The sequence below is a fragment of the Lysinibacillus sp. fls2-241-R2A-57 genome, assembly GCF_030209535.1.
GTDB lineage: Bacteria > Bacillota > Bacilli > Bacillales_A > Planococcaceae > Lysinibacillus.
In genome coordinates, this window is sequence record NZ_JARVRU010000077.1 from 1 (window position 1) to 21,045 (window position 21,045).

A 21,045-nucleotide genomic window follows, 5' to 3' on the forward strand; every position below is an offset into this window, starting at 1 on the left:
GACGCTGATCCCCAAGGAGTCGCCCAGTCTCCACTACAATCAACTAATATACAGCCCATATATTTTTTAAAAATGTCATCCCGAACTTTGGGTGATGAGCCCTTCATCCTTTATTGTAGTCAAGAATTCTTAATAAAGTTGAAGGATAAAAATGAAGATATTCTTAAGAAAATGGAAAACTATGAGCAAAACGATTCCTTTACATTTCCTTTACAATTCAGACATATAATTTATTCAAAATTCTATGTCTCCATAGTATTCTTTTGTATTAAACAGAAAGTAGAGATCTTTATAAACCTTATTTCCAAAGCGTTTCTCTGTATCAATAAAAACAAATACAGGGATACCTTTATTATTTTGTGAACAATTTGTATATTACAGGAATGTAAAGTTTTATGTAGATTAGATGAATTTTATGTAGATAAATTAAAGATTTTGTTATGATAGTAAAGTTTAGAGGTCGTTTAATTTATTTATATCCAGGAGGATTCGATTTACATGCTTAACTCAAAAAAACAAGACCCTTTCTTTATAGCTTTGCATAAAATTGCTGAGAATATGAGAGAGGCCGTACATTACGCAAATGATTTTCGTATTAACAGTGTAGCTGACCTAAAAGAGATTAGTATTACTATGAAAAATTACGAAACAGCTGGTGATAAGCTCATTCATGAACTGATTGTGATGCTAAACAAATCATTTATGACGCCTATCGAACGCGAAGACATTCTAGAATTTGCCATTCGCATGGACGACGTATTAGATGGTACGGAGCATTGTATCGCTCATTTTGAAATGTTTTCCCTAACAGAAGTTGATGAATCAATGCGTATTTTCTTAGGCTATATTTCAAAAAGTGCTGACGAAATTGTTAAAGCAACAGAAGAGTTAAAGAAAAAGAATCTTATTGGCATGCGTCCACACGCAATTCTTATTAAAGACTATGAGCGTGAATGTGATGAAGTACAACGTTCATCTATTAAAAAATTATTTGTAAATGAAAAAGATCCGATTCGACTTATTAAATTTAAAGATATATATGAACAACTTGAAGATATCGCTGATCATTGTCAAAACGTTGCAAATACAATGGAAACAATTATCATGCGTAACGCGTAATTAGGAGATGGGCACTTACAATGAACACAATCATTATACTAACCGTACTGATCGTAATCTTTGCCCTAACATTTGACTTTATCAATGGTTTCCATGATACAGCAAATGCTATCGCAACGTCGGTTTCCACTAGAGCATTGAAACCACGTGTAGCTATTCTGTTGGCAGCGACGATGAACTTTATTGGAGCTATTACCTTCGTCGGTGTTGCAAAAGCTATAACAAAAGATATTGTAGATCCATTCGCTTTAAATGCCTTTCCAGGAGACACAACAGGCTCAGTCGTTATTTTAGCAGCATTAATTTCAGCTATTATTTGGAACTTACTAACATGGTATTTTGGTATTCCATCAAGTTCTTCACATACTCTGATTGGGTCCATTGCTGGTGCAGCTGTTGCATCTGCTGGCTTCGGAGTTCTAAACTATAGCGGTTTTACTAAAATCATTATGGCACTAGTGCTATCACCAATCCTTGCGATTTGCGCTGGCTTTATTATGATGACACTATTTAAATTATTGTTTAAAAACTTAAATCTATATCGTACGAATAAAGGTTTCCGTACGATGCAAATTTTCACTGCCGCCATTCAATCTTTTACACATGGTACAAACGATGCGCAAAAGGCAATGGGGATTATAACGATGGCGTTAATCGCTGCTGGTTTGCACACAGGGGATGATATTCCTTTTTGGGTACGAGCTTCAGCAGCAGCTGCAATGGGGCTTGGTACTTCTATCGGTGGCTATAAAATCATTAAAACAGTCGGCGGTAAAATTATGAAAATTCGTCCTGTAAATGGAGTAGCAGCAGATTTAGCTTCTGCATCCGTTATCTTCGGTGCTACATTAATTCACTTACCAGTATCCACAACACACGTTATTTCTTCCTCTATTATGGGTGTTGGCTCTGCACAACGTGTACGTGGTGTAAACTGGGGAATGGCACGAAAAATCGTAACTACTTGGATTATTACAATGCCAATTTCAGCCGTTATGGCAGCTGTTATTTACTTTTTGTTATCTTTATTTATTTAATTTGATTACACACTAAGACTCCTGTTCCTTGTCCGACAGGAGTCTTTACATTGTCACACGACAAAATGTGATGCATCCTTTACACTATTTATAAGGAGGATAGTACACTACTATGAAAACTTTTTCAGCCTTTATAACAGCTCACGCTAAAGCAATCGTAGCTATTTGGTTCGTTATTTTTATCACCTTGGCTTTATTTGCAATACAACTTCCAAGCAAGCTTCATGGTGATGGTTTTTTTGTTGAAGGAGATCACACCTACGTAACAAATGAGCTCGCAGAAACATTTGATTTGCCTTCCGATACAATTTTAGTCGTCTTTGATCCGGCTGAGGATAAGAAAATTCAAGATACTTTAAAAAAGTTGGAAAAAATAAAAGAAATTCATTCAATCCAGTCACCGCTTGAAGATCCCACTTTACAAAAGAATGGTATAGCCTATGCCATGGTTCATTTTAAAAATGATGTTGATAATCTACCTGATGTTGTGAAGGACATCCGTTCGTTAATAGAGGAAGATGGTGTGAGCATTACAGGTGGGCCTGTTATTTCAGAAGATATCAATACAGCAAGTCAAAAGGATTTAGCGTCAGCGGAAGCAATAGGCTTACCAATCGCTATCATAGTGCTATTACTCGCTTTCGGTACTGTTGTAGCCTCAATCTTACCGATTGTTATTGGCGTTGTTACAGTTGTCACTGCGTTTGGTATTTTGACATTACTTAGTAATTATGTTAATTTATCGATTTTTGTGTTAAATATAGTACCAATGCTTGGACTAGCTTTAAGCATCGATTTTGCCTTGTTGTTCATTAATCGATATCGCGAAGAACGTGGCCATACATCTGTTGTACAGGCTATCCAAACAGCTATACAGACAGCTGGCCGTTCTATCATCTTTTCTGCTGTTTGTGTCATGATCGGTTTAGGTGCCATGGTTGTCATTGATGTCGAAATATTTCACAATATCGCTTTAGGAGGCACAATTGTTGTATTACTTGCCGTACTTTCTGGCTTAACCTTGCTACCTGCTACAATGATGCTACTAGGGGATCGTCTCAATAAATGGCGGTTATTACGTATAAAGCCTGGTGGAGCAAATCGCTGGCGTGGCTTTGCAGGTTTTGTTATGAAACATCCGGTTACCATCGTTATTTCGGCATTATTATTACTAGGTATTGGCATGATTCCATTGAAGGATCTTGAACTTACAATTCCTCAGGTGGATTCATTACCGACAAAATATGAGGCACGTGCAGCATATGATAAATTAGACGAAACGTTCGGACTTGGTGATACCTCAACTTTATATTTACTAGCAGAACGTAAAGAAGGCTGGGAAGATAGTGAAGGACGAGAGCTAATTTACAATATCCAAGAAAAGCTACTTGATGATCCACTGGTGAAAAATGTATCAACCGTTTATACGACCGCAAACATTAAGTCACCTAAGGAACTGACTGCTTCTTTGGAAATCCCACAAATGGCAGAACAATTAAAACCAGTTTTAAATACTTTTTCAAAGGACACACAACTCTTTATCCCAATTACATTAGATGCAGCTGGTTCATCAACTACCGCTCAAAAATTCGCTCGAACATGGAAAGATAAAGATCTAGGCGTCGATTTTGCACTCGGCGGTCCTGCGAAATTCAACCAAGAAATTTTCGATGAAATTGCTAGTAAAATTTTCTTGGCCGTATCCATTATTATCGTATCAACGTTCTTTATTTTAATGCTCGCTTTCCGTTCTATTTTAATTCCACTAAAAGCGATTATAATGAATATCATTGGACTTTCATCGGCGTTTGGTATTCTCGTCTATATTTTCCAATACGGACATTTAGGAATTGAAGCAGGTACAATCGTGCTTATAATTCCAGTAATCGTATTTTGCCTTGTATTCGGCTTAAGTATGGACTATGAAGTCTTTTTAATATCACGTATTCAAGAGGAATATCAAAAAGGGGCAGATAATACACGGGCTACAATTGACGGTCTAACCTCTACAAGTCGAATCATTACATCAGCAGCGCTTATTATGATTGTCATAACAGGGGCATTCGCCTTCACAGATGTGCTGCCAGTGAAGCAAATTGGTGTTGGTATAGCTATTGCAGTCGCCATTGATGCAACTATTATTCGTCTTTTGCTCGTTCCAAGTCTTATGAAGCTCCTTGGGGATTGGAATTGGTGGCTACCCTTCGCGAAGAAACAGAAATAAAAATAGAACTAAAAAATCCGCTTCCTCACACAAAGGTTGCGGATTTTTCTTATTTCAAATAACTACGGTCATACCATTCTTTTGCTGCTCCTACCTCAGGTATAGTTAGCTGATGACCATAATCAAACCATTTCGTCGTCACCTTTGCCCCTGCGGACGTTAAAAGCGCCTCTAAGTCTTCCGATTCCTGCGCAGAACACATTAGATCATTCGTTCCAGCACCGATAAAGACAGGGATTGAAGAAAGTGCAGGCAATTCAATACCGCGTCTAGGTACCATTGGGTGATGCAGTATTGCGCCTGCTAGAGCATTCTCAAAATGGAATAATAGGCTAGCAGCAATGTTTGCGCCATTTGAATAGCCAATTGCAACAACTCGATTACGATCAAAGCTATACTGCTGCGCCGCCTCTAATAAAAAGTCATTTAATTCCTTCGTCCGGAAAATTAAATCCTCTAAATCAAAAACACCTTCCGCTAATCGACGGAAAAAGCGTGGCATACCATTTTCAAGTACATTTCCGCGGACACTTAAAATACTTGCTGTATCATCAATTTCCTTTGCAAGACCCATTAAGCTTTGTTCATTTCCACCTGTACCATGTAACAGTAAAAAAGTTGGTTTTGTTTTATCTGTTCCTTTATGAAAAACGTGATGCATTGACAATCCACCTCTCAATTACCTCGAATTCGAGATAATTGTAGCCTGTGGCAAAATTAAATTCAAGCTCTTTGACTTATTAATTTCTCGATTTTCGCGATTTGGCTGTTCCACATTGTTTTTATAAAAGTTTTTAATCGAAAATACCGAAATTAAACATACAGCTATAACAGAAACAATAACTATTCCCACTATTTTTTTCCCATTCATTGTTATGCTCCCCCGAGTTACTTATTTCTTTTTACGAAAGCCCTCTTCTAGTAAATATTCTTTCGCAGCATCATGTGTACCAAAGGCTTCCTCTAAATTTTCACCATGATAAACATTCCAAGAACGTTGCTCAAAGGCTAGCTTTAATTGAGTACCTTCACGACTTTGCCATATCTCTTCAATTGGCTCTTGCTCTTCTACTTCTTCCGATAAATATTGAATGGAATCTTCAATAATTTCACGAAGTTGTTGTTCATTATAGTCACGAATATTTACTAGACCTTTATCATTTGCTTCTTCCTCATAGCGCAATAAATCACCAACAAAGACAAAGCCGTTGCCATTTGGGTGTAGCTTTTCTACAACGATGGTCTTTTCATAAAGGCTCTCCATCAAGTGATAATTTAAGCGTTTTAATGAAATTTCCTTCTTTGTAAGTTCAGAGAATGACTCGATGATGGTTTGTTTTTGTTCAAATGTTAGCATATAAAAATGCTCCTTTTCTATTCAATCTACCTTACAGTATAACTTATTTTTCCTGTTATATCGAAGTAAAATAGGACAAGCCTTATAAAAAGCTTGTCCTACATTTTATCAATTACTCATGACGTTTTATTAAACATTTTATCTTTTACAAACTGTATAACATGTGCAACGTAAAGTTCCCGATAAGGGACGAATTGTGCAGCACTTACTGGACGCACAATTTTCGCACGTATACCATCAGGGAAGTATTCATAGCCTTCAATATTAAGCGTAGCAGTTTCTCCTAAAAAGAATGCCTCTGCCTCATCAAGCTTTGCTCTAACGACCCCTGATACTTCCTCATATTGTAGCTCAAATGAATCCCAATCATGTTTGAATGGATATGTGAAAACATGACAAAATTCATTGTCGATCATATTTTTCGAAACGATACTACAAGACGTCATGCCCATTTTAACAATTTCGTGAACGTGAATATCAAGTCCTAGCTCTTCCTTCACTTCACGTATTCCTGATTCTACTGTCTCGGTGGCTAACAGATGCCCTGCTGCTGTAATATCAAGTAAACCAGGGTAGTCCTTTTTTTGTGCACTACGGATTTGGAAATAAATATAGTCCTCATTGACTAGCCAACAGTGGAATGTTTCATGCCACAGCCCTTTTTCATGCACTTCTGCTCTCGTTGCTGTCCCGATCTGTTCATGCTGCTCATTAAAAACTTTCACAATTTCCTGTTCCATTTTTTCGACTCCTATACTGACTTCGTAGCCTTATCCTTAATCGCGTTACGCTTATCGTAAATATTAGATACGATAACTTTTATTACAGCATAAAATGGTACAGCAATCATAATGCCGATGAAGCCTGCAATTTTACCCGCTGCTAAAATAATCGTAATAACTGTTAACGGATGTATATCGAGTGTTTTACCCATTACATTAGGTGTTATAAAGTTACTATCAATTTGCTGTGCCACGAGTGTGACAACAGATACCCATATTACTAGAACTGGATCTTGAATAACTGCTACAACTACTGCTGGCGCAAAGGCAATCCAAGGTCCAATAAATGGAATCATATTCATAAAGAACGCGAATATGACAAGTAGCAACGAATACTCTAGACCCATCATTAAATACCCGACATACATCATGAGCGCTAGTAAAAAACTAATTTGTAGCTGCCCTTGAATATAGCTACGTAGTACACCATCAATTTCACTTAACGTCTTTTTCACCCATTCACGGCGTTCACCACTGAAATATTTATAAATCGATGGTGCAAATTTTTCATGATCCTTTAACATAAAGATAAAGAAGAATGGAATTAAAATAGCTAATAAAGAGGCAGATACAACTGATTGTAAAAACGAAACTAGCCCCTTACTTGCCACAATGGCAATATCTTGTACAGAATTCGCGATACTATCGATCATCTCTTTTAACTGCGGTGGGAAGTTCTCCCTGTTTCTCAACACATAATCAGTTGCATCTTGAATACCCGCACTAATCATTGGTGCATTTTTCACTAGCTTATTTAACTGTTCTGCAATCGGATTACCAACAACCCAACCAAAGCCAACAGCGATTGCCATAAGTCCAATGACTATCGCCAATATACTTGACCATCTCGGCCAGTTTTGTTTTTCTAAAAACCTTTGAATTGGCTCTGTTACATAGTACAAAACACCACCAAGTAACAAAGGGACAAAAATAGTTTTTAAAATAATGACAAGCGGTGAAAAGATCCAATGAATCTCTACAAAATATTTAATGATTAATAGAACAAGTAAAATCCCTACACATACTTGAAACCAAACTTTCCTCGTCACTTTCATTCACTTCCTTTTATCACATATACTGAAATACTACTTATATATTTACCATTTCGCAAGTATCCTATTATTTATTATCAAATAAAATAGGTTTTGAAACAAAAAAATCGCTACCCTCCCACGGACGTTCCGCCAGCCTCTCTATCTAAAAGGGCTTGCATAACTTGTTTTCCCGTAGGAGTATCGCGAATCTTCACTTCTGTTGCGTAACTTAACTGTTTATAATTTTGTATCGTCTACTGAATTTAAGTAATTTTCAATATCACCGATTACGGATTCAACACAGCCGTCCTCAAATGGCGAAATTAAGCCTGCTTCTTTTACAAGCTTTGTAAAGGACATAGAGCCCCCTAAACCACATAAATGAATATAATCCTTCCAAGCAGCTTCAAATTCTTCACGTGAACGTTTCCAGAATTGGAATGCACAAATTTGCGCTAACGTGTAATCAATGTAATAGAACGGACTTGCATAAATATGTGCCTGACGTTGCCATATACCGCCTGCCTCTAGATAACTATTATGATCATAGTCACGGTGTGGTAAATATGTCTCCTCAATTTTTTTCCACGCAGCTTTACGTTCAGCTGGTGTCATATTCGGATTTTCATAAATCATATGTTGGAACTCATCAACTGCAACACCGTAAGGAAGGAATAATAAGCCGCTACTTAAGTGTGTAAACTTATATTTTTCCGTGTCTTCCTTAAAGAATAGCTCCATCCATGGCCATGTGAAAAATTCCATACTCATCGAATGAATTTCGCAAGATTCATATGTCGGCCATAAATATTCCGGGATTCCGATGTCACGGCTTGAATAAACTTGGAAAGCATGCCCAGCTTCATGTGTTAACACATCGATATCACCCGAAGTACCATTAAAGTTCGAGAAGATAAATGGTGAGTGATAGTTTTCGATAAATGTACAATAACCGCCACTCTCTTTTCCTTTCTTCGCCACTAAGTCCATTAAATCATGGTCAATCATGAAGTTGAAGAATTCACCAGTTTCAGGTGATAGCTCTTCATACATTTTTTTACCGTTTGCAACAATCCACTCTGGATCACCTTTTGGCGTAGCATTTCCTGATAAAAAGTTTAATGCTTCATCATAGAACTTAAGGTCTGAAATACCAATGCGTTTCGCCTGACGTTCGTATAATTTTGTTGCAAGCGGTACGATTAAATCTCGAACTTGGTCACGGAATTTCTTTACCATTTCTGCGTTATAATCAATGCGATTCATTCGAATATAGCCTAGCTCGACATAGTTTTTATATCCTAATTTAACAGCAATTTCATGACGCACCTTGACCAGTTCATCATATAATCGATCAAATTCCTCTTCATGCCCCGCAAAAAAGCCAAAGCGTGCATCTGTTGCCGCCTTACGCATTGTACGATCAGTAGACTCCGCATATGGGCCAAGCTGTGCAAGTGTTAATGTTTCACCATTAAAATCAATTTGCGCAGAGGCAACTAGTTTATTGTATTCTGAAACAAGCTTATTCTCCTTTTGCATTAAATCAATGACTGTTGGTGAAAAGCCTTTAATTTGATAAGTTGCTAGATCGAATAATTGCTGTCCCCATTTTCCTTCTAACTGCTCACGGAATGGTGAAACGATTAGTGCTTTATAATATTCTGTTGTTACCTCTTCTAGCTCAGGGCCAACCTCGTCGAAATAATCGCGTTCTGCATGATAAAATTCATCATTTGTATCAATCGAAGCACGAATATACACTAAGTTCGCCATTGTAGCATAATCATTACTTATTGCGTTTAACTTTCCGATTATCCCACTTTGTTCGTCCATCGTCTGAGCATTTTTAAATTGCTCAATTAAAGATAATTGTTGCTCTTTCATTACCTCAATATTTGGACGGCTGTATTCATAGTCTTTAAACGTTTTCATAGAATTCCCCTCTTTCTGTCATATACCCCGTTATCTTTCTATTATATGCCAAATCTATCTTATTAAGAAACAATTTAGTAGCCAATTATATATGTTTTTAATAGCGCTGCTCTTTCACGTATCTTTAGCTTTGCTTCCACTGATTTTGGTGTTTTTGCCGCAACGACATCTACTTCAAAATCTAAAGACTCAGCTAAATACTTTGCACGCTTTAAATGAAAATCATTAGAGACAATCGTGATTCGCTTTGTTCCTTTAGGCAATAGTTCTTTAGAAAATAATAAGTTCTCGTAAGTTGATGTAGATTGGTCTTCCACTAATATTCTGTTAGCATCAATACCATTATCCTGTAAGTACTTAAGCATTACAGAAGCCTCTGTCCGATCTTCATCTGCTCCTTGCCCACCCGAAACAATTACTTTTACATGAGGATACTTTTTTAAATATTTTACAGCCTCTTCTAATCTATTTTTCAAAGACAGCGATGGAACTCCCCCCGGTTTTACCTTCGCCCCTAGTACAATCAAATATTCAGCTGTGCCGTTCGCACCCGGCTGGACACCTTGTTTCATCTCTTCGCCGAGCCAAATAAAAACAATACCACCCACAGCGAGTAGTAAAATACCCACTCTCAACACCCATTTTTTCACAACTTACCCCTCCCTTACCTTTTATTAACGATAAGAGAAGAAAAAGGATGCTGTACGAGCAATTCTGTACAAACATCCTGATTAATTATCTTATTATAAAGCGCTTAATAGAGTCCTGTAATGCCGTTATTTCATCTGTTAAATCATTGGAAGATTCACTTACAATCTGAATGGCGTGCTGTTGTTCATCAACGGATGCCGTTACTTCCTCTGAAGCAGCAGCATTTTTCTCACTAATCATCGCAATACTTTCGATAGATTGTATAATGTTATCCTTTGAGCTGTTCAAATATTCTACCCCCGTAGTCATTTCCCCAATAACAGCAATGATTTTTTCTACAGCCAATTCGATTTCCGTAAAGGATGACTCTGTTATAGCAACCGAATCATTTTGCTGACGAACAATGACGTTTGTTTTCTTCATCTCATCGTTCACTAAATTAGTTTCACTTTCAATTCCCTTTATCGTTGTACGCACTAGCTCAGTTGCTACAGATGTTTGATCCGCAAGCTTACGTACTTCCTCAGCAACAACCGCAAATCCCTTGCCGTGCTCACCCGCTCTAGCCGCTTCTATTGATGCGTTTAATGCAAGTAGATTCGTCTGATTAGAAATCTCGGTAATGGTACCAACAATGCCTTCGATTTCTCTGACTTTCACAATTAAGCTATTAAAGACAGACTGAACGTTATTAATCAATTCGGAGGACTCATGTGATTTCTCTTTTAAGCTGTTTAAATTAACGAGACCTTCTTGATTTGATTGCTTCATATGTTGAGATGCATCAAGCATTACTCCATTTTTGTCATGCAATAATTCAATCTGCTGAGCAAACTCAATGGCAATTCTATTCGTATCCTCAGCATCTGATGCTTGCTTTACTGCACCGCTTGAAACCTCATTAATCGCTTTTACTATTTCATCTCCATAAGCGTTCGTTTCCTCTGCCACAGATGTTAAATTTGACGATGTCGATTGAATTTCTACAATAGCTTCCTCTACATCTGTAATTAATGTTTTCAGTTGATCAACCATTTCATTAAAGCCTTCATTTAGCTGACCAATTTCATCCGAGCGTTGTAGATCCTCAATTTCTACTGTTAAATTCCCTTTGGCTACCTCACGTACACGTTTAGATAATTTTTGAACTGGTAAAGCCAAATGTCTAGAAACCATTATGACAACTACTGTACCAATAATGATAGCACCTATTAATGTAATACCTATCACGAGTAATAATGAATTAGCTCCTTTATTGAAGTCTTGCATATATGTACCTGATGCTATAATCCATCCCCAGTGAGGATCTTTTGCAGAATAAATTATTTTATCAGCTATTTCATCTTGACCCGGTAACTCAAATTCATATTGTGTAAAACCTCCGCCAGCAAGTGCTTTGTCGGTTACTTCCCGAATAAAATAGTTGCCGCTACTATCTTGATCATTCCATAGGTTGTCCCCTTCTCGAGTCGGATGAGTTGTTAATGTCCCTTTCTCATCTAAGACGTAAATATATCCGTACTCTCCCAAATCTCCAGGATAATTGATCGGCCTCTTTCCGTCACTATCCTTCGGTCCAAGTATTGCCTCTCGCACTCGCTCCTGTGCGACTTCTAAAGGAATATCACCCTTTTCAACACTTTCATTTGCAAGCTCGATTAATTGCAGAGTAGATTCAACACTATTCTTAATTACTTGTTCCCCAATATCATCCATACCATTTTTAGCTTTACTATAACTAACTAAACCAATAATCAAGCTTGGTATGATTAATAATGCTAATGAAATAATAATTAATTTCCCCTGTATTGAACGTAAAAACCTCATGCTTTAGCCCCCTTTTTTTCTTCATTCACCAAGACTATTAATCTATATTATGTTATGGTTTGAATTTTTTCACAATGGGTAAATTGCAATGTAAGGACGAATTATTTGCTTTTTTAGACAAATATGCTACTACAAATATTTTTCTGGTTAAGAAAAAAACTATCTTTCTGCAGAGGTATACCCTATGGAAAAATAGTTTTTTGATTTTTATCCTAGTTTAAATGTAGTTATAGCATCAGTGACAGACTGTCTAATCGATTGATAAAAGAGTCTTCCCTAACATGAAAGTGATTTACGTTCAAGGCTACATGATTTCCCACATAAAGCGAGACAGATGAGACCCTGCACGACGGAGCGGATGTTTTCTGTGCGAAAGCGAAGCGGCAGCGACAAACAAAAGGGTTTTCTGTGCGAAAGCGAAGCGTCAGCGACAAACAAAAGGGTTTTCTGTGCGAAAGCGAAGCGTCAGCGACAAAGCGAATAGCCCGTAGCGGAAATCAGCCTCTTCGAATTAATTTAAATGTATAAAAATGGTTAATCAACACACCTGTTAATTTACAATAGTTTTTCATAATACAAAACCAGTAGCTTTAAACGCTACTGGTTCTATTAATTATTTTCTTATTCGCCTAAATCTGCATTATGGTAAACATTTTGTACGTCTTCTAAATCTTCTAATGCATCAATTAGTTTTTCAAATTTCGCTACATCGTCACCAGTTAATGCTACTTCTGTTTGTGGAAGCATAGAAAGCTCTGCTACTGTAAATTCTTGAACACCAGCTGCTTTTAATGCTTCTTGTGCAGCAAAGAATTGGTCCGGCTCCGCATAAATAATGACAGCCTCGTCTTCTTCCAGAATATCACGAGCATCGACATCTGCTTCCATTAAAATTTCAAGAACTTCATCTGCAGATTTACCTTCTAAACCGATAACTGCTGTTGAATCAAACATGTAGGCAACAGATCCACTGACACCCATATTCCCATTATTTTTACCAAATGCTGCACGTACATCAGAAGCTGTACGGTTAACATTATTTGTTAAAGCATCAACGATTAACATAGTGCCAGCTGGTCCGAAGCCTTCATAGCGTAATTCGTCGAAGTTTTCATCGCCGCCACCTTTTGCTTTATCAATTGCTTTTTCAATAATATGCTTAGGAACACTGTAAGTTTTTGCTCGTTCAAGGACAACTTTAAGGGCACGGTTTGATTCAGGATCTGGCTCGCCTGATTTAGCTGCCACATAAATTTCACGTCCGAATTTTGCATTGATACGGCTTGTACTTTGGTCTTTAGACGCTTTCTTTTCTTTAATATTGTTCCACTTACGACCCATTGTTTCCACTCTCTTTCAATGTTTTAGTTTATAAAAATCATAGATGGGCAGATGCTCATCTGTAAATAGTGAATCAATTATGCCTCGGCATAATTGCGTCCGGAATTACTCTGCAAATAATAACACAAATGATGCTTACAAAGCTAGATATGCCAATGTTTAAGGTGATTTTCTGAAGAATAAATTGTAAAAAACTGCTTCACCTAGATTCACTTTACAATTGGCTTTCTACTTTGATTTTTTCTAATAATGCATGACAGCCTTCTAAAACCAGATTATAAGTTTCTTGAAAATCTCCTGTATAATATGGATCTGGCACGTCTTTTTGATGGTCAGTTAAATCTAAAAAACGGAAAATCTTTGGAGAATTAGGATTGCCCAGCATCGTTTGTATATTGCGTATATTACTTTCATCCATGCCAATAAGGTAATCGAAATTTTCAAAGTCTGCCTTTTGTAACTGTCGCCCTTGCATCCCTTTCGTTGAGATGCCGTATTCTTTCAGCTTATCTTGTGTTCCTCTGTGCGGAGGTTCACCAATATGCCAGGAGCTTGTTGCAGCCGAATCTACTTCGATTTTCTGACTCAAATGCTCTTTCTCTACTAAATCACGCATGACCGCTTCAGCCATTGGTGAGCGACAAATATTTCCCAAACATACAAAAAGTACTCGAATCATTTTTACTCCTCCTACAATCCATTTCACCTTGCTGTAATTGTTGCTGCCGCTTCGCTTTCGCACAGAAAACCCTTTTGTTGCTGTCGCTTCGCTTTCGCACAGAAAACATTTTGTTGCTGTCGCTTCGCTTTCGCACAGAAAACATTTTGTTGCTGTCGCTTCGCTTTCGCACAGAAAACATTTTGTTGCTGTCGCTTCGCTTTCGCACAGAAAACATTTTGTTGCTGTCGCTTCGCTTTCGCACAGAAAACATTTTGTTGCTGTCGCTTCGCTTTCGCACAGAAAACATTTTGTTGCTGCCGCTTCGCTTTCGCACAGACGAAACCCTTTTGTTGCTGTCGCTTCGCTTTCGCACAGAAAACATCTGTTGTTGCTGCCGCTACGTTTGCACTACGCTTTCGCACAGAAAACATCTGCTGAATGAAGATAAAGCACCCAAAATCAAACTTGATTTTGAGTGCCTTCTATTCTGATTTAATTTTTTTCTGTTGCAATGCGCTTTTCTAATTCCTCTGTTAAAGCTAACAGTTCATGCTCAAGACGATGTGTAAATTCCTCACGCCCGTCTTTACCCTTGCCTGTTACATAAAATGGCTCGCCATAAATTAGATAGCCCTTTCCACGTTTAAAAATATCACCAGCATTACGCGCGCCAACATAAGCGGCTGGTAAAATTTGCGCTTTTGACAATTGTGCTATTGTAATAGCACCTTGCTTTAAATCCGTACCTTCAGCATTTCGCGTACCGGATGGGAAAATCCCAACAATTTTACCCTCCTTCAATAACTGTGAAGGAATTTTAATAACGCTTGGACCTGGATTGTCACGGTCAACCGGAAAGGCATTTAAACGCTCTATAAGCCAACCAAGACCCTTTATATCAAACAATTGCTTTTTAGCCATAAAGTGGATTTCCCGAGGGAATACTGCAACACCAAGATTTAAAATATCAACATAACCCGTGTGTGTACATGCAATAATAAAACCACCTTCCTTCGGTAAGTTTTGCTCTTCATATACACGCGCTTTTGAGCCCGATAATTTTAATATCACTTTTACAACATTCGCTATAAATTTATACACTGTTCCATTCCTACCTTATTCAATAGTTACTCCCATTGTAATCGAAAATGCCTGTGTACTGCAATTGCATGTGAAATAAATCCGTGACATCCGCCGGAGACTTTCACTTCTGTCGCTACACTTTCGGTACAAAAAACACTAACTGAAAGTAGTTAAACCTTTCCCACTAATACATCAACATCAATCGTAATTTCATTTAAATGGATAGTTGCCCCCTCTTTTTTATGCCAGCCCATTGGTGTCATTTCAAGCAGTGCTGGTACAAGCTCTAGAGCTAACGGTACCGTATAAGTAATACGCTCTACACTAACATCGGCAAAGCTTTCTTTAAAACGAGCAACTATTTGTTCATTCGAATACGACTCTTTAGTAGAATCCGCATACAATTGTGCTCGAAGCTCATGTAAGTACCCGCTTTGAGGTACAACCTTCACAACACAACCATTCCTAGTTAATAGACGTTTAAATTCTTCATAATTTGCAGGAGATAAAATGTTTAAGATGGCATCGAAGCTTGATCTTGCAAATGGACTTTTCGCTAAATCACCAACACACCAAATTTGTTCTGGATAATGTCGAGATGCAGCAAGTATGCCTTCTTTCGCTATATCAATACCAATGCCAATCCCATGTTTCTTCGCCATAATACGGGCTAAATGTGAACCTTCACCACACCCTGTATCAAGCACGGTTTCTGCATTCGCAATGAGCTCTCCAATTTTATCTTCTACTAAATCGTAGATACCACTATCAATAACCGCTTTTCGAGATTCAAAGAGGTCTTTACTGTACTTAGAAATAGCACCATGTGTCAGCATATTGACATAGCCCTGCTTGGCAATATCAAAAGAATGATTTGAGGAGCATACTAGTCTACCCTGCTCAAAAACACTCATTGACTCCTGACAAATCGGACAAGCAAAAAGCGTTATATTTTTATCCATTAAGGCTGCCCCTGCAGCTCTTTTAGAAAGTGCCCCCATTAATTTGCCTCCTTCTGTTCTGTAGATGGAACAAGTGCGAAACGCTCCCACTTACGACTTCTCCATCTAAAGTATACAATAATGGCTCGCATCCATTCATCTGCCGAAATCGCCAGCCAAATACCTACTAAGCCCCAATCTAAAACGAAAACGAACAAGTAACCGAGTGGAAGGCTCATACAAACCATCGATAAAAAACCAATTTTCACTGGAAACCTCGCATCCCCTGAGGCACGCAAAGAGTTAATAACCACGATATTCATCGTACGACCTGTCTCAAGCAGAATACTTAATGCTAGCACAGATGCTCCGATGGCTATTACCTCTGGATCATCAGTAAAAACGTGCATAAGCTGCTTCCGGAATATAGTCACAACTACAACCATCGTTATCGTAAAGACAAAAGCTGCACGTACACTTGACCACAGCTGATGATAAGCCTCATCCTTTTTACCAGCACCGACATAACGCCCAATAATAATAGCTGTCCCTGTACCGATTGCAATCGCAAACAAATACGTAAACATCGAAATATTCATGGCATATTGTCTTGCTGCAAGCGTTTCTGATCCTAAATACGTTGCATAATATAAGAAGACAATCTGACAAAACTGATAAAGCACCTGCTCAAACGCTGACGGCAAGCCTATGTTTAATATTTTTCGAACATATTCCTTAGAATACTCGAAATAATATTGTAGCTTCAATCTTACTTCCATGACTTGATACAACAACCAGAAAAACACAAGAACTGCTAATCCACGACTTATAACTGAGGAAATAGCCGCTCCTTTTACACCTAGCTCTGGCAATCCTAAGTTACCAAAAATCAAACCGTAATTTAATACAACATGTAGAACATTCATACCTAGCGATACATACATCGTTTGCTTTGTCCTACCATGTACACGGATAATCGCCGCTAACGCATTGATAATTGCCTGTAAAAAAATAAAACTCCCGATAATGACTAAATAGCTTTGCGCGTATTGAAGCACATCACCCTGCAAGTTCATCATCGTCATTAAATGACTAGAACAGAAGAAAAATAAGATACTCATCATTAGTCCAACGACCAAATTCATCGTTATGGCTAAAGCAGAAATCTTCGCAGCTTCAAAAATACGCCTTGAGCCTAAATATTGTGACACAACAATAGAAGCACCATTACCTATTACTTCAAGTATTAAAATTGCAATATGAATATATTGATTGGCAGCACCAACCCCTGATACAGCATTATCTGATAAAGCACTGAGCATAAAAGTATCAGCTAATCCCATCAACATAAATAAAAATACTTCTAAAAATATCGGCCACGTTAAATGGAATAAACTTAACTTATTCGGCTCTCTTATATCACTTTCTCTTAATGTATCTGCCAATACTTTTCACTTCTCCTATACATTTATAAAAATACAAGTGTGTTGATTAATCATTTTTAAATTCAAATTAATTCAAAAAGGCTCTTCACCAAAACGTGTGGTTGATTTCCGTTCCGACTGGGCGCCGCTGACGCTTCGCTTTCGCGCAGAGCAGAGCTTCCTGGGGGCGTCGCTTAGGCCTACACGATGTAGGTCACGAAGGCGTTATCACAGGATGTGATGTTTTTAGCCTTCGTTCCTCTACCTGCTCGCTCCAGGGTCTCATCTGTGACGCTGATCCCCAAGGAGTCGCCCAGCCTCCACTCCAATCAACTAAAATACAGCGTATATATTTTAAAAAATGTCATCCACAACTTTTAGTGATGAGCCAACAAAAAATCCTTTTATCACTCAATACTAAACCTATTTTTTCCTTATCAACACGTCTGATAAAAATATATAGTATCTTATCATAGTTTTTTAGACTGTAAAGAGTTTTATAATGAATCATCAAAAAGATTATGCAAAGCTAGTATATTACCATAAAAAATCCCTCTCACAATTCTATGTGAAAGGGTTTCCTATCATGTTAAGCAATGTGTCTGTAATTGCTCGCGCTTTTCTTTTGTTAGACCAAATTCTTGCTCTAAAAATGCGGTCTTAGAACCATATTTGTTATCCATTGCATCAAATGCTGCTTGTAAATAATCCTCACGGGCAGACATTAATGCATAAAATTGCTGTAATTCTCGATCGCTATAGTCTTGCTGAATTGCTTGGGCCATCTTTTCTACCAAGGGACGTAAATGTATATTTGTATCTAAATAGTCCGCCATGATCGTTTCCTCAGGTACATCTAAAGCGAGTAAAATAAGTGCACCGCCGATACCTGTTCGATCCTTCCCTACTGCACAATGATGTACAAGCCCTAAATTTTTAGGGTTTTGAATCGTTACCATTAACTCCTTAAACGAAGCATTATTAAAAGGCATTTGTGCATAAAATTCTCGGAACATCTCTGGACTTACAACCTTATAAAAATCTTTTCCTCCGGCATTTGTAGGCATCTCGAAAGCGTGATTGCCCTTTGCTGGTATTTGAATATATTTAGCATGTGGGAATACCGGATTAGGATTGTTTTGCGCTTCATGGTTATCACGGTAATCAAAAATTGTTTGCACACCTAGCGTTTCAAAAAGCTTCTTGTCTGCTATCGTCATTTTGCCAAGCGCCGCTGAACGATAAAACAAGCCATCCTTTACAGAACGCCCATCTCTCGACTTATATCCACCCATATCACGAAAATTATGAACAGCCTCAAACGGAATAATCTTCATATCAAATTGTTTCATTCACTGCACCTCCCTCTGTTAGCAAGCTTCCTTATCTTTATTCTATAGAACAATTCGATATAATACTAATTTTCACACTAGGAAATGTAGTCACTCCCCCTTTTTATCAGTCACTTTGATGGTTATATCCGTCAGTTTGGATACAATCAAAAAAGCTGCCCTTGATGAAGGACAGCTCTAAAATCAATTTAAATTATTTAAAAAGCTCAGGATATACCGCTTTTGCTATTAGCTCAACAGCTTCACCAATACGTGGACCTGGACGGTTTGAGATATCAGGATCTATAAAATAAACCGCTTTGTTTTGAATCGCTGTAATTGAATTCCATCCATCACGCGCAAGAATTTCTGCCGCTGGGTTTTCCGTATAGTTCACTGTTGTTAAAATGACTTCTGGATTTTTCGCAATGACATCTTCCTCAGATACCTTCGGCCAGCTTTTGAGATCAGCAAATACATTTTTCACGTTTGCAGCATTTAAAATCTCTTGTTGGAATGTACCAGAACCAGTAGTATATATATCTGGCTTCGGACTAATTTCTAAATAAACATTTTTTGCTTTTACATCTTTTACTTTTGCTTGGACTTCAGCAATTTTAGCTTTAATATCTTCATTTAACTTTTCACCTTTGTCTTCTATCCCCATAACAGATGCAACTTGTTGGATATCACCGTAAACATCATCAAATGAAGTAGCCGATTTAATGGCAAAAACTTTAATTCCTGCATCTTCAAGAACTTTTAGAGCATTTAAGTTTTCATCATCACCACCAGTTGTATAAGCAATAACTACATCTGGCTTTAACGCTAAAATACGCTCACTATCGAATGTTGTAGAACTTGACACACGCTCAATTTTTTTTGCTTCTTCTGGATACGTATCAAACTCAGTTGCACCAACGATTTTATCGCCAACGCCTAGTGCAAATAATATTTCTGTATTACTTGGTTGTAATGAAACAATAGTTTTAGGCACTGCATTAAACTCTACTTCTACACCACGGTCATCCTTAACTTTATAACTTGTTTTCTCGACTTGTTGATCTTCTTTAGAAACAGTCTCTTTATTAGTATCTTCTTTCGCGCCACAGCCGACTAATACGAAGGCCAGCATCAGCACAGAAAGCCATTGTAGCTTAAACATTTTCTTCATTTCATTGATTCTCCTTTTTCTTTTTCATCGGGTATGACTTACTTATAAACGGTATTTCAGCAATACCAGCGTGTTGATTCGTATAGACGGCCATTACAAAAAATACATTGGCTAGCAACCCTAAATAATCAAAGAGAATAGCTGGTACTTCCCGTTCTTCAGATACTTTGTGCAAAATACGATATGACTTTTTCGCCTCACTACGGCATAAATGTAATGCTGCAGCAGCCTCTGTTCCTTGAGGTAATACAAAACTTTGTATTTCCCCCTTTACATGACTAACATAGAAATCATAACGATTACTTAGCCAAGTCAAATCATCTTCAGTTACCGCTAATTTACCTCGTACTGAGCCATTTACATGGTAAGCCATTGGCAAAATAGCTAGCAAATCATCAGCTACTACCTCTACCGTCTCTTTTTTCACCGCTGCTAAAGCGGCCCCAATATGTGTTGTAAGGCTATCCGTTCGAATTTCAAAATCTACTGTCGATGCCTTTTCACGCATAAATGGATAGCAAGAATAACGTGCATCTTTTTTCAAGTCTAAGTCCCCGCTTTCCTTCATGAAAAATTCTTACTTTATAAATACCTTCCAATGCTTGTCCTATAATTTCATCAGGTAAATTATAAGTGTACATAAAAAAACGCCGTTCCTTCTATGGAAACGACGAAAATAACAGAGATAGTGTCGCATAGACACGACATAGCCTATGGATTTGCCGCATATTCCCCTAGCTTCCGAAGAGTATTTATACGTTCAAATAAAGGTCGGTCTCCTGGCTTGTACAGTTTAACTCCATTCGATCATGGTACGAATCATAAAACCTTCCCATCTAATATTTAGACAGTGGTATATATTTATGATACCTGTACTTACAGTTGCGGAAACAGCTTCGGTTTTTCACCGAATTCCCGATTATGCTTGTTAACACCTTTATTTCGCAAGAATAATTCACTTGTAAAGCAGTTTAACATATATTGATAGGAAAAAATAGCTTTGAGATAAACGGAAAACAAAGGAATTCGAACAATAGTAAGCCATTTTTCTACATAGCTATACAAAATCTCAGGCGTGTTGATTAGGAAAAAATAGGTTTATTATTGATCGATGAAAGGGTTTT

At 37.7% G+C, this 21,045-nt stretch carries 19 protein-coding genes and 1 riboswitch; of the genes, 3 read left to right on the plus strand and 16 right to left on the minus strand.

Annotation, left to right across the window (positions count from 1 at the left end; all coding sequences use genetic code 11):
- Window positions 1-498 precede the first annotated feature (498 nt).
- The 3 genes from QRN68_RS13405 (at window position 499) to QRN68_RS13415 (ending at window position 4,380) form a co-directional block, all read left to right on the plus strand.
- Window positions 499-1,119, plus strand: a complete 621-nt coding sequence (locus QRN68_RS13405) for a DUF47 domain-containing protein (protein WP_285397396.1) — start codon at window positions 499-501, stop codon at window positions 1,117-1,119.
- Window positions 1,120-1,139: 20 nt separating this feature from the next.
- Window positions 1,140-2,156, plus strand: a complete 1,017-nt coding sequence (locus QRN68_RS13410; RefSeq protein WP_285397397.1) for an inorganic phosphate transporter — start codon at window positions 1,140-1,142, stop codon at window positions 2,154-2,156.
- A gap of 112 nt (window positions 2,157-2,268) precedes the next feature.
- Window positions 2,269-4,380 (plus strand): MMPL family transporter, encoded by a 2,112-nt coding sequence (locus QRN68_RS13415; protein ID WP_285397398.1) that lies wholly within the window; start codon window positions 2,269-2,271, stop codon window positions 4,378-4,380.
- Between the two features lie 49 nt (window positions 4,381-4,429).
- On the opposite strand, the gene QRN68_RS13420 is transcribed toward QRN68_RS13415, so the two are convergent.
- The 16 genes from QRN68_RS13420 to QRN68_RS13495 form a co-directional block, all read right to left on the minus strand.
- Window positions 4,430-5,041, minus strand: a complete 612-nt coding sequence (locus tag QRN68_RS13420; RefSeq protein ID WP_285397399.1) for an alpha/beta hydrolase — start codon at window positions 5,039-5,041, stop codon at window positions 4,430-4,432.
- Between the two features lie 231 nt (window positions 5,042-5,272).
- Window positions 5,273-5,737, minus strand: a complete 465-nt coding sequence (locus tag QRN68_RS13425; protein WP_285397400.1) for a hypothetical protein — start codon at window positions 5,735-5,737, stop codon at window positions 5,273-5,275.
- Window positions 5,738-5,853: 116 nt separating this feature from the next.
- Window positions 5,854-6,477, minus strand: coding sequence for an NUDIX hydrolase (locus tag QRN68_RS13430; protein ID WP_285397401.1), 624 nt, complete (start codon window positions 6,475-6,477; stop codon window positions 5,854-5,856).
- Between the two features lie 11 nt (window positions 6,478-6,488).
- Entirely contained in the window at window positions 6,489-7,574 is a 1,086-nt protein-coding gene (locus QRN68_RS13435; protein WP_285397402.1) for an AI-2E family transporter, read from the minus strand.
- A 216-nt stretch (window positions 7,575-7,790) separates the two neighbouring features.
- A complete protein-coding gene (locus QRN68_RS13440; RefSeq protein ID WP_285397403.1) occupies window positions 7,791-9,488 on the minus strand; it encodes a M3 family oligoendopeptidase in 1,698 nt (565 codons plus the stop codon).
- Window positions 9,489-9,562: 74 nt separating this feature from the next.
- A complete protein-coding gene (locus QRN68_RS13445; protein WP_285397404.1) occupies window positions 9,563-10,138 on the minus strand; it encodes a YdcF family protein in 576 nt (191 codons plus the stop codon).
- Window positions 10,139-10,223: 85 nt separating this feature from the next.
- Entirely contained in the window at window positions 10,224-11,966 is a 1,743-nt protein-coding gene (locus QRN68_RS13450; RefSeq protein ID WP_285397405.1) for a methyl-accepting chemotaxis protein, read from the minus strand.
- A gap of 621 nt (window positions 11,967-12,587) precedes the next feature.
- On the minus strand, window positions 12,588-13,307 hold the full coding sequence (locus tag QRN68_RS13455) for a YebC/PmpR family DNA-binding transcriptional regulator (protein WP_285397406.1): 720 nt from the start codon (window positions 13,305-13,307) through the stop codon (window positions 12,588-12,590).
- Between the two features lie 214 nt (window positions 13,308-13,521).
- Complete coding sequence (locus QRN68_RS13460; RefSeq protein WP_285397414.1) at window positions 13,522-13,986, minus strand: low molecular weight protein-tyrosine-phosphatase; 465 nt, start codon at window positions 13,984-13,986, stop codon at window positions 13,522-13,524.
- A gap of 23 nt (window positions 13,987-14,009) precedes the next feature.
- Complete coding sequence (locus QRN68_RS13465; RefSeq protein WP_285397407.1) at window positions 14,010-14,390, minus strand: hypothetical protein; 381 nt, start codon at window positions 14,388-14,390, stop codon at window positions 14,010-14,012.
- A gap of 70 nt (window positions 14,391-14,460) precedes the next feature.
- Window positions 14,461-15,069 (minus strand): lysophospholipid acyltransferase family protein, encoded by a 609-nt coding sequence (locus QRN68_RS13470; RefSeq protein WP_285397408.1) that lies wholly within the window; start codon window positions 15,067-15,069, stop codon window positions 14,461-14,463.
- 152 nt (window positions 15,070-15,221) lie between these two features.
- Entirely contained in the window at window positions 15,222-16,052 is an 831-nt protein-coding gene (locus QRN68_RS13475) for a putative RNA methyltransferase (RefSeq protein ID WP_285397409.1), read from the minus strand.
- Window positions 16,052-17,437 carry an MATE family efflux transporter gene (locus QRN68_RS13480; protein ID WP_285397410.1) on the minus strand — a complete coding sequence of 462 codons (1,386 nt, stop codon included), beginning with the start codon at window positions 17,435-17,437 and terminating at the stop codon, window positions 16,052-16,054. Before QRN68_RS13480 ends, QRN68_RS13475 begins: the two co-directional genes overlap by 1 nt.
- Window positions 17,438-18,000: 563 nt before the next feature.
- Complete coding sequence (locus tag QRN68_RS13485) at window positions 18,001-18,768, minus strand: tyrosine-protein phosphatase (RefSeq protein ID WP_285397411.1); 768 nt, start codon at window positions 18,766-18,768, stop codon at window positions 18,001-18,003.
- 193 nt (window positions 18,769-18,961) lie between these two features.
- The gene (locus tag QRN68_RS13490) at window positions 18,962-19,921 is read right to left on the minus strand and encodes a helical backbone metal receptor (protein WP_285397412.1); all 960 of its coding nucleotides are present in this window, start codon (window positions 19,919-19,921) and stop codon (window positions 18,962-18,964) included.
- Between the two features lies 1 nt (window position 19,922).
- A complete protein-coding gene (locus tag QRN68_RS13495; protein WP_285397413.1) occupies window positions 19,923-20,465 on the minus strand; it encodes an ATP:cob(I)alamin adenosyltransferase in 543 nt (180 codons plus the stop codon).
- 208 nt (window positions 20,466-20,673) lie between these two features.
- Window positions 20,674-20,875: riboswitch (cobalamin riboswitch) on the minus strand.
- Window positions 20,876-21,045 lie beyond the last annotated feature (170 nt).

Coding starts and splice junctions, on each gene's coding strand:
- QRN68_RS13405 (WP_285397396.1), top strand. CDS start 499: ATGCTTAACTCAAAAAAACAAGACCCTTTCTTTATAGCTTTGCATAAA.
- QRN68_RS13410 (WP_285397397.1), top strand. CDS start 1,140: ATGAACACAATCATTATACTAACCGTACTGATCGTAATCTTTGCCCTA.
- QRN68_RS13415 (WP_285397398.1), top strand. CDS start 2,269: ATGAAAACTTTTTCAGCCTTTATAACAGCTCACGCTAAAGCAATCGTA.
- QRN68_RS13420 (WP_285397399.1), bottom strand. CDS start 5,041: ATGCATCACGTTTTTCATAAAGGAACAGATAAAACAAAACCAACTTTT.
- QRN68_RS13425 (WP_285397400.1), bottom strand. CDS start 5,737: ATGCTAACATTTGAACAAAAACAAACCATCATCGAGTCATTCTCTGAA.
- QRN68_RS13430 (WP_285397401.1), bottom strand. CDS start 6,477: ATGGAACAGGAAATTGTGAAAGTTTTTAATGAGCAGCATGAACAGATC.
- QRN68_RS13435 (WP_285397402.1), bottom strand. CDS start 7,574: ATGAAAGTGACGAGGAAAGTTTGGTTTCAAGTATGTGTAGGGATTTTA.
- QRN68_RS13440 (WP_285397403.1), bottom strand. CDS start 9,488: ATGAAAACGTTTAAAGACTATGAATACAGCCGTCCAAATATTGAGGTA.
- QRN68_RS13450 (WP_285397405.1), bottom strand. CDS start 11,966: ATGAGGTTTTTACGTTCAATACAGGGGAAATTAATTATTATTTCATTA.
- QRN68_RS13455 (WP_285397406.1), bottom strand. CDS start 13,307: ATGGGTCGTAAGTGGAACAATATTAAAGAAAAGAAAGCGTCTAAAGAC.
- QRN68_RS13460 (WP_285397414.1), bottom strand. CDS start 13,986: ATGATTCGAGTACTTTTTGTATGTTTGGGAAATATTTGTCGCTCACCA.
- QRN68_RS13475 (WP_285397409.1), bottom strand. CDS start 16,052: ATGGGGGCACTTTCTAAAAGAGCTGCAGGGGCAGCCTTAATGGATAAA.
- QRN68_RS13485 (WP_285397411.1), bottom strand. CDS start 18,768: ATGAAACAATTTGATATGAAGATTATTCCGTTTGAGGCTGTTCATAAT.
- QRN68_RS13490 (WP_285397412.1), bottom strand. CDS start 19,921: ATGAAGAAAATGTTTAAGCTACAATGGCTTTCTGTGCTGATGCTGGCC.